The sequence below is a fragment of the Microcoleus sp. AT3-A2 genome (assembly GCF_036705685.1).
Classification (GTDB): Bacteria; Cyanobacteriota; Cyanobacteriia; order Cyanobacteriales; family Microcoleaceae; genus Microcoleus.
In genome coordinates, this window is record NZ_JAUBVF010000106.1 from 1 (window position 1) to 9,198 (window position 9,198).

Consider the following 9,198-nt stretch of genomic DNA (forward strand, 5'->3'; position numbering starts at 1 on the left):
CTGTAATTAACTCATAATTTTGCCGGAAATATCATTCTACTATGTATTTGTGTAATTAATTGTGTCTGACTACTTATCAGTCGGTTGATGTCCGCTTTCTAGCCAAGGAAAAATATCTTTGTCGAGCAGCCGTGCAATAATTTGACTAATTTTTGTGAGTTCAGCATCCAGAGTTGCAATGTCTGCCCGGGGCGGAATTCGCTGTTTCTCTTCCATATTTTTGACCAGGTTTGGCGATACTCCTGCTAAACCGATCAGGCGATCTCGCGCAATTGGCGGCGCTGCCGCCATGCGTAAAATGGGCAAAACCTCTGGATGCTGTCGCAGCAGGGCGGACGTGATGTTGCTCAGATTGGCTGTCTCTGCTAGGGCGGATTTAACTTGTTGAGTTGTAACAATGCGAGTGTCGCGGTAGGCTTTTGGAGCGAACAGCATGAACCAATTGTTGTAAAAGTCTACCGACAGGGCAATATCGGGTTTCCACAAGTGTGGTTTGTCGGCATTAACTGGCACTGCATCTCCTCTAATCGCGACCCTCGCCTAGATAGCTTAGATTGCTGGAACCTCTCTGTTGTATTATCCACCAAGCGGTTGCTCTTGAAGCGGATTTAGTCAACTAAACCCGCGCGAAGAGCTCTGACAGCAGCTTGAGTGCGATCGTCGCAAGACAGCTTATTGAGGATGTTACGCACGTGAGTTTTCACAGTACCGAGGGAAATGTATAGCTGCTTGCAGATTTCCTCATTGCTGCACCCTTCGACAATCAACTCTATAACCTCTTTTTCTCGTTCTGTTAAAGGATTCGCCATTAATGACTGGCTGTACTCTGGATCGACTCCATTGATTGACACAGTGGAGATGGCGGCTTTGTTGACAGCTTCCTTGAAAGGGTTATTCATGCGAGCCAAAACGATTCTAGCAATTGAAGAATCGATCCAGTTTTCACCAGCATTTGTCTCAACAACAGCTTCCACTAACTTTTCAAAACTGACATCTTTCATGCAGTAAGAGTCAGCACCCGCTGCAAAAGCTGCCAGCACCGATTCTTCGTTATCCTGCATCGTCAAAATCAACACTTTCGGTTGGTTATCCACGCTGTTGGTTTCGGGATTTTTTATGTAATCTTTGAACCTTTTTGTTAGTTCAATCCCGTCTACCAACCCCGGCAGTCCGATATCGACGATCGCTACGTCAGGCCGGGTTTTCTCCAGTAAAGTTATCCCTTGCAGGCCGTTAGCTGCTTCTCCGATAAATTGGAGTTCTTCGCAGTCTTCTAAAGCGGCTTTGATTCCGGCTCTTGTCAAGTGATGGTCTTCAATTAAGGCAACGCTAATTTTATTCATGGTTGGTTTATTCAAAAAAAGGACAATTGTAATTCAGTAACACGGGTGTGCCCAAGGTAGAACCTATGCGCTCTTTTGTATCCAAACAAGACTTTTAGAGCGAGATGGGGAGCCGTACAGTAAATGTGCTGCCTTGACCCACCGTTGATGCCACGTCAATACTGCCAGAGTGGGCTTCTACAATCCGGCGAGACAAGTGCAGCCCCAGGCCGCAACCTGCTCCGGCATGGTTTCCGGTGCGGAATCGTTCAAACAGCGCGGCTTGTTCTGAGATTCTGATGCCGGGGCCGGTGTCTTCTACGCTAATGCTTACCGAATCGGCATCTGGACGGACAACGATTTTGACACAACCAAAATCGGTGAATTTAATGGCATTTCCGACTAAGTTGGTGATGACTCGGCGGAGTTCCAGGCGATCGCCCTCAATCCGCAGCGGTTGCGAGTCTGGCTCTTCGCAGGTTAGGACAAGTCCTTTGTCAATAGCCACAGCTTCCAGTTCCTTGACAACTTCTTTGACGAGTTTTTTGAGGTCAAAGGGGGCGATCGCGAGAGTCTTGCAACCCGATTCAAATCGGTGAACCTCCAGTAAAGTATTGACTAAGGAAAGCAAATTTTGGTTGCTGCTGCCGATGGTGGCGATCGCCTCTACCGCTTGAAGGGGCAGTTCGCCGAATTTTCCTCGTTGGAGTAGGGCCAGCATTCTATCAGCGGCAACAAGGGGAATCCGCAAGTCGTGGGTGAGACGAGACACAAAATCCTCTCGCGCCTTGGTCACTTCCTGCATCGCATCTATACTGTGTTTGAGCCGGAGGAGGCTGCGGACACGAGCCAGCAACTCATTTACCTGGATGGGCTTGCAAACGAAATCGTCTGCGCCCAAGTCGAGTCCATCTGCTACGGTCATTGAGTTATCATCTGCAATTAACAAGATCGGGATAAAGGGAAGTTGAGGATTTGAGCGAATTCTGTAAGTCACTTCGTAACCGTCTACTTCTGGCATCATTACATCCAATAGCAGTAAATCCGGTGGCGACTCCTCAACCGCTTCTAAAGCATCAAGTCCACTGGAACTCGTGCTGACGCAATAGCCTTCTTCAGAGAGGATAGCCTGCATGATAAATAAGTTGTCAGTTGTATCGTCAACCGCCAAGATTTTACTGGGTTTATCTCTCATTGTCCTGGCTTTTTCTCCCGCCTCCATCCAAAACTTACGAACGAGTCCATATCTTCTGAATCAGCCTTTTGGCGGATAAAACTTAAAAATTGTCGATAATCTTGATCCTGCTTGGATTCTTCCAACTTTCGCTGCTTTCTGATTCGCAGCAAGTAGTCCTTGAGTCGAACGTACCGCCATCCTACTTGAAACCCCAGCTCGTATATTTGAGCATTTTTTGGATTCGCGAGCGCTTTGAACAAGGTTCGTGTAGCGCAAGGCGAGCTGAAGTCAGAAATTGTTCTCCTGCTTTGTTTGCCATCCTTGCAACCTTTGCAAAACTCTTGCCTGCTAGCTGAAGTTTGGATGGAAATTTTGTATTCTTGCAGCGTTGATTCAAGCCAATCTAAGTCTTGTTTTCTGTCCTTCGATAGCGCATCGTTTGGCTGATACTTGTTCCAGGCACAAGCCAAAGCATTCAATGACTTTTGAAAATCTTCCAAAAAATATTCTGACTGGGTTTGAGAGTTTGCCGGCGGTGAAAGTCGGCTGCGGTTTGAAAGAGTGTTAGTTTGTGGCATGGCAGTCAACTTTCGCTTGCACTTCGCTTGAGTTGGCGTTTTTCTGTTTCATCTCTAAATTCTAGACCTCCAATCTATCAACTGCCAAACTCGAGTGAATTCTACCTAAAAGCTGATTTCTCATTCACTGCCGGCAAGCTGATTACTCATTCATTGACACTGTTGGAGAATTATTGTTCCCCGAGTCTTTTTACAATAATTGTTCCGTTCGGCGCGCGCGATCGCCTGTATCGGACCGATCGCCAAAAGTTCCCGTCTTCTCGCTTGACAGGGCATTTTTAACAAAAATTTAAACTTTAACTCCGAACAGCGAGCGCAGAAATAATACCAAACCCAGCACGCCGCGCGATCGCGAGTTAAGCCAGAAAACCACCAAAATAACGATCTGTTTCTCAGGAGTCCGGTTGGTATAACGAGCTGCTGAAAGATTGCTTCTGGGTCTTACAAAACCAAGTCTGAAGAGAGCCTTCAAGCGAACTCTGAAGGCAGAAGCTAGAAGCCGAATATTTGATTCATTATAATTGTCTTCTCGCTTCTGCTTGTGAATGGGTACAACCATCCCCTTCAATTATTAATTTTTTTGCCTCGACTCCGGTTCTAGGGATTGTGTGGATGCGCGATCGTCCTTGCTTTTTCTAATCTGCTAAGAGGGATTCTAGCTCTGTTAGGATTTTTTGGAGGCGCTTCTGCTTCTTCGGATCGCTCCAAGCTTTGGACTTGTTCGCTTTTGTTAAAGCTCCCTTTATTTTGGTTTTCAGATTTTCTTCCGGTACTTCTCCCGAAGTACCTGCCTTTAAATCCGCGATGCGTTCTTTAATCTGAGTTAAAGATAGGCTAAGAGCGATCGCGGCTTCGAGAAGCGACTTTCTTGCCTGCTCGTCTTTAACTTGGGCGATCGCTCGCGCCTTAGTGTACTCGATCTGACCCCGGCGCAGCGCTTCTTGGATGTCTGTCGGCAGCTTCAGCAGTCCCAGTCTGTTGCTGACAAAAGACTCCCACGACATCCGCCCCAATCCGCTAAAAACCTTGACGACTAATTGCATTTCATGATGAATGATAACGTTATCATTCATCCTCTGTGCGTCATTTTGCATCCGGTATAACAGCCGCACCACCTCTTCTAGATCGTATTCGAGGTGATGGGAGAGCAGTTGCAAGATACCCTCCGTTTCTTCGACTGGGTTGAGGTCTTCCCGCTGGAGGTTCTCAACTAATGCGACGCGCAGAGCTTGCTGTTGGGTCAAGTCCCGAACGATCGCAGGGACTTCTGTCAACCCCACTTCTCTAGCAGCTCTATACCGCCTTTCGCCTGCTACTAGCTCGTATTTTTCATCTCCCAAAGGACGGACTAATAGAGGTTGGAGAATTCCATCAGTTTTTACTGACTGAACCAAAGCCTGCATTGTTTGGGAGTCGAAGTATCGGCGAGGTTGAGAAGATGGAAGCTTTATCGACTCAATCGAGAGCAGTTTTTCTGCCGTTGGTTCTACCACTTCATCATCTCCAAATAAAACGCTCAAATTTGCCTTACCTTTATAGGGCTGGTCATTCTTACTTGACATTGAGTTTCTCCATCTTGGCTGCTAGCTGGTCTAATATTTTGACGACGGGATTTTTAGGTTCGTAAACAGCAAGCGGGACTTGTTTCTCGGAAGCATCCGCGAAAGCAGTTATTCGCGGGATGGGGGCGTAAACGGGGCCGAAGGTCGTAAACTGCTCGCTCATAGCCTTGAGAGTCCGCTTGTCCTGAGAGTTGGTAGCAGCATAGCGGGAGGGAACAAAACCAGCTATCTGCAAAGAGCGGTTTCCTTTCTTTCTGATTCTCGCTACTGTTTGCAACAGGAGGTTGGTACCCTCAAAGGCTTTGTAGTGAGTCTCAACGGGGACTAAGACGTGAGTAGCGGCTACCAGGCTGATGTAGCTGAGAAGCCCTAAACTGGGGGGGCAATCTATGAGGATAAAATCGTAGTTGTCTTGAATTGGGGCGATCGCATCCTTGAGACGAACTTCCCGAAAATCCATGTTAACCAGTTGAATTTCAGCCGCGCTGAGGTTGATGTTGGTAGGAGCCAAATCCATACCGTGAATGCCCGTGTGGATGGGCATAGGCTCCTCATTGACAATGGCATCAAACACAGTTTTATCCAAATTCTGAGAGTCAACCCCCATGAAGAGCGTCAGAGAACCTTGAGGATCGATATCGATGAGAAGAACCTTGCGGCCTCGCTTTGAGAGGTGGTAGCCGAGATTGAGCGCGATCGTGGTTTTCCCCACACCGCCTGCTTGGTTGAACAGCGAGATTATCTTTGTCATGAGTTGCCCTCCTGTAGCGTGCCGCCATTGTTCCAATCCTGCGTGCAAAAGGAGGCGGCGGTTAAAACTGTAAGCATATTTGCACTCTTGTTGAAGTTTGGGAATGTCTGCGCTTTAGGCATGAACCGTCACTATCCCCAGACCGTCTTGTAGAAAAACTATAGTTATACTCTCATATAAAAGTGATATCTCTGAAGGCGCATTAGGAATTTTTTTATTTTTTCCCACTCGAAAAGGCAATTGGCAACAGCGACCATGCCGTTGCTGTAAAAGACAACGGCAATGCGGTCGGGTATAAATGCTGGCCGGTGACGCTAAATACTTCTAAGCTCTCTCTTTCATTGACTTGTAGGGATAAGGATAGTTGATTGTTAGTTTGAGCGAGCCAGGAAGTACCTCTGGTTGGTTAACAATGCAGTAAATGAGATATCCGGCCCGTTCCACTTCTGTCCAAGCCAGAGGCGAGAACTGGGCTGACTCACAAATGGCGCGTTTAACCAATCCCGGTCTGCTGCGGTTCTCAAACAGAGCTTGCACGAACTGGGTGGGATTGGCTATGGCAGGGGACAGAAGCTTGCAAAATTTTCTAGGATGAACTGTCCGAAGGTAATTGATAGCAGCTTGTCCATTAAATGCTTCAACTAGAGATGGGGAAATTTGCAAGTGCTGGAGCAGCAAGTCAATATCTTCATCAGTATTGGCTACTGCCCATAAATTATGCTCGATCCACCCCCAAACTATTTGCTCAGCCTCTTTGTGAGTTGCTACCAAAAAGCGATTTCCTTTGTAGGTAAATCCTGAGACGTGAGGTAGTTGGGGGAGAGACCAGTCGGCAAAAGCGCGATCGCTGTCCAGTAGCAATAGGACGGATGCTAGTATGTGCCTCCTGCTGTGCCGCAGCGGATCGGCCGATACAGGCTGTTGAGAGCTGTGTTGATGGTCAAACTGCATGGGAACGCCGTTCTCCTGTTGACAGTAAAAGTTACTGATTTAAGCTAAAAGCTAAAGGCTGTAAACTAAATCCGCCGTCCCTCCTAATTTCCCACCTCAAAAGTCATCGACAATATTAATCTTGCGGACTATTCAAACGCCATTCAGATGCAGAAACTATCGTCCGAGGGGTTGTTGTTTGTTCTAATTTCAGCTAGCTATAGCAATAGGAATTTGTTTGACGGCTTTTTTTCGCGATCGCTACTTTTTGAGACAACAAGTACCGCTTTAATGTTCTATGCCTTGAGAACTAAAGTTAGTTACAACTAAAGGCTTACTGAGAACGACAACAGCGCATGATAGGTTGATGGCTAAAAGATCGACGCGCTTTTAGGTGGCGGTACGCTTATGTTTTTAGGCACGATGCAGAGATTTTCTCCTGAGTATATTTTGAGGTTAAAACAAATAGGGTTAGCTTTTTTTGAGAAGATAGCAACTGACCGATCGATAGCTGGAGAAACCCAAGATTTTTATCAGGGATTGCTTGCAGGATTGGATCGGGCAGTCAAGTTAATAGATGAAGAAGGCGGGGTACAAACACTCAGCCTTTTAGAAGCTAAAATAGCAACTTTTATCGATGATGGAGGAGATGATCCGCCCCAACAACATCTAAGTTCAAATTCAGGAGGAGGCGACTGTAAGCTATCAATTTGTAGGTTGCCGACTAGCTCTATTTCTCAACTCAGACAAATTGGAAGAGAAACTCATTGCGAACCCGATATAGAAGATTGCATCTGCATCGGCGAGACTCAAGATTTCTATCACGGTTGCCTCGCTGCTATTGATTTTGCCCTCTCCTTGGCAGGTGAGAAATATGCCTATGCTCAAATCAGTTTGGTAAAAACTAACGCAGCCAATTTCATCGAATTAAACAAAGATTGGGAGCGCCGAGTTCTTGAGCTTAAAGGATTATCCTCTTCAAATAGGCAAGATGGGCAACCAAAACAAAATTTGCTGGTTTGGCTTTCGCAAGCAGATGGTGACAATCAAGTTGGGACGCTGGGTAGTGAAGCAGAGGGCGATGACGCTGATTCGCGATCGACAGAAGCGGGGGCTTTAGCTGAAATACAGGAGCAAGATTTAAAGAGCGATCGCTCTGATTCTAGCGAACTAATAGTACCTCTGGCTTTAAGCAATTCGGCTATTTTGAAAGATCAGAATGAAAGTCAAGAGGGAGTCCGAGAACAGTTTACAGAAGAGGTAGTAAAGCTGGAAGAAGAAGAGCGCTTAGAGCTAGAGAATTTGCTATCTAGGGCTTTATTAGATGGCTATCAACAGTTGAAGCTGGGGAAATCCAAGATTATAGAAGATTGGACAGTATTTTTAGAGGAGGGTGACGCAATCAGGGTGATTTCAGATCGAGACAGCCACATCGTGCTGCGGATAACTTTAGAGGGTGAAGTGCAAAGCGCTTTGTCTTATGGCGATGCAGAGGAGTTGAGTGCAACTGTTAAAGAAAACTCTGAGGATTTGGCCATGTTCTCTAAATGGCTAGAGCCGATAATTCCGAAGCCGCAAGTCGGCGATTTGAATGCTGATTCGGTATTGCCAGCAGTCACAATGGACATTCAGCAGGTAAAAATGGCTGAGTCTATTCTGCCAACGGTTCAAAGAGCTTTTGAGTATTTACTCAATTATGCACGCGATCGCGTGGAAGAGACTGATGAGTACACTCGCGTTTGGGTAGGAGATTTGTACGATCTGATCGTGGAAGAGTCGGAGGGGGTTTCGGTGTCTTCTCTGACTGTTTTTGCGCGAGGGGAGTTAATCAAGGTTCGTGGAGAAGATTTGGTTTTAGCTCAGGGGATTTCCTCTGAAGATATTGATTTTTGGGCAGTGGTGGCAGATGAGCTAGATAGGATAGAGGGGAGGAGTAGGGATTGGGAGCGATCGGAATCAGATAGTCAAAGTAGTTTTCAGCACTGAAATGAAGAGTCAAAACTTTCGACATATTGGGCTAGTTACTTGATTAACAAATTCTTTATGTAAAGTAATCTCAGGATAAGTCGTCCTGCTACCATCTATTTTGATAACAATAGTTCCTCCGCAACAACTATTACTAATAAATCCTCTAGCAGGAAGAATATTTAAATGTGTAGGCTTTGAACTAGGAACACTAGCAGCACATTGTTGAGATAATTGGGTGCATAAAATATGAGCATCTGGCACAGAAGAACGCAATCCTTCTATTATTTCTGCACGGGGATTATTGCTAAAGCGATTACGATCAATTGAGAATATGATTAGTTTTGGTTGGATGAAACTACAAACTTGCTGGGCAAATGTTTTGCTATCTCCACCACCGGATCTTCCACCATGATGAGGAAAAATAAGTATGTCAGCACTAAAACTTTTTGGGTCTTGAATCAGATTGTCAAATCCTACATTGTCAATATCTGCTGCTAGTATAGCGACTCGGTGAGAATCGTGAACTATGCCGATAACTGCTGATATTGAGTTAGACGTTAATCTCCGTCCCTGTAAATCTGTTCCTCCAGCACCACCTAAAATTAATTCAGGTGTTGGTGCAAGGACTTCGATATTAACTGAACCAATGTTTAAACTCCCAGTTTTTGTTGTTGTCAATTCTGATGAAACTTTAGTTCCCCGTTGGCGTGCGTCTTTTAAAGCAATGCGTAAAACTCGCCAAATATTACTTTCCTTAATTGCATCAGGGTTTAGATGTACGTTGTGAATTTTGATATCTTTATTTGAAAGTAAGTCAATTATACCTCCAATATGATCGGGAGTATGTCACTTTTGTAGTGAGTAATTATACTCATGCAGCTTGTCTCTGATTTCCAATTAAGCCATTCAA

General features: G+C 45.6%; 10 protein-coding genes. 1 reads left to right on the forward strand and 9 read right to left on the reverse strand.

Annotated elements, in window-relative coordinates; genetic code table 11:
* Positions 1–69: 69 nt before the first annotated feature.
* The 8 genes from QUB37_RS28660 to QUB37_RS28695 form a co-directional block, all read right to left on the reverse strand.
* Positions 70–513, reverse strand: coding sequence for a XamI family restriction endonuclease (locus QUB37_RS28660; protein ID WP_333168552.1), 444 nt, complete (start codon positions 511–513; stop codon positions 70–72).
* Positions 514–608: 95 nt separating this feature from the next.
* On the reverse strand, positions 609–1,343 hold the full coding sequence (locus tag QUB37_RS28665; protein WP_333168553.1) for a response regulator transcription factor: 735 nt from the start codon (positions 1,341–1,343) through the stop codon (positions 609–611).
* A 94-nt stretch (positions 1,344–1,437) separates the two neighbouring features.
* Positions 1,438–2,517, reverse strand: coding sequence for a hybrid sensor histidine kinase/response regulator (locus tag QUB37_RS28670; RefSeq protein ID WP_333168554.1), 1,080 nt, complete (start codon positions 2,515–2,517; stop codon positions 1,438–1,440).
* On the reverse strand, positions 2,514–3,077 hold the full coding sequence (locus QUB37_RS28675; RefSeq protein WP_333168555.1) for a hypothetical protein: 564 nt from the start codon (positions 3,075–3,077) through the stop codon (positions 2,514–2,516). Before QUB37_RS28675 ends, QUB37_RS28670 begins: the two co-directional genes overlap by 4 nt.
* Positions 3,078–3,366: 289 nt before the next feature.
* Entirely contained in the window at positions 3,367–3,636 is a 270-nt protein-coding gene (locus tag QUB37_RS28680; protein ID WP_333168556.1) for a hypothetical protein, read from the reverse strand.
* Between the two features lie 76 nt (positions 3,637–3,712).
* Entirely contained in the window at positions 3,713–4,639 is a 927-nt protein-coding gene (locus tag QUB37_RS28685; protein ID WP_333168557.1) for a ParB/RepB/Spo0J family partition protein, read from the reverse strand.
* A complete protein-coding gene (locus QUB37_RS28690; RefSeq protein ID WP_333168558.1) occupies positions 4,629–5,390 on the reverse strand; it encodes a ParA family protein in 762 nt (253 codons plus the stop codon). Before QUB37_RS28690 ends, QUB37_RS28685 begins: the two co-directional genes overlap by 11 nt.
* 324 nt (positions 5,391–5,714) lie before the next feature.
* The gene (locus QUB37_RS28695) at positions 5,715–6,341 is read right to left on the reverse strand and encodes a hypothetical protein (RefSeq protein ID WP_333168559.1); all 627 of its coding nucleotides are present in this window, start codon (positions 6,339–6,341) and stop codon (positions 5,715–5,717) included.
* Positions 6,342–6,728: 387 nt separating this feature from the next.
* Between QUB37_RS28695 and QUB37_RS28700 the strand changes: the two genes are divergently transcribed.
* Positions 6,729–8,306: a hypothetical protein gene (locus QUB37_RS28700; protein WP_333168560.1), complete on the forward strand. Its 1,578-nt coding sequence runs from the start codon at positions 6,729–6,731 to the stop codon at positions 8,304–8,306.
* Positions 8,307–8,315: 9 nt separating this feature from the next.
* On the opposite strand, the gene QUB37_RS28705 is transcribed toward QUB37_RS28700, so the two are convergent.
* Positions 8,316–8,966, reverse strand: a complete 651-nt coding sequence (locus QUB37_RS28705; protein WP_333168561.1) for a hypothetical protein — start codon at positions 8,964–8,966, stop codon at positions 8,316–8,318.
* Between the last annotated feature and the right edge of the window lie 232 nt (positions 8,967–9,198).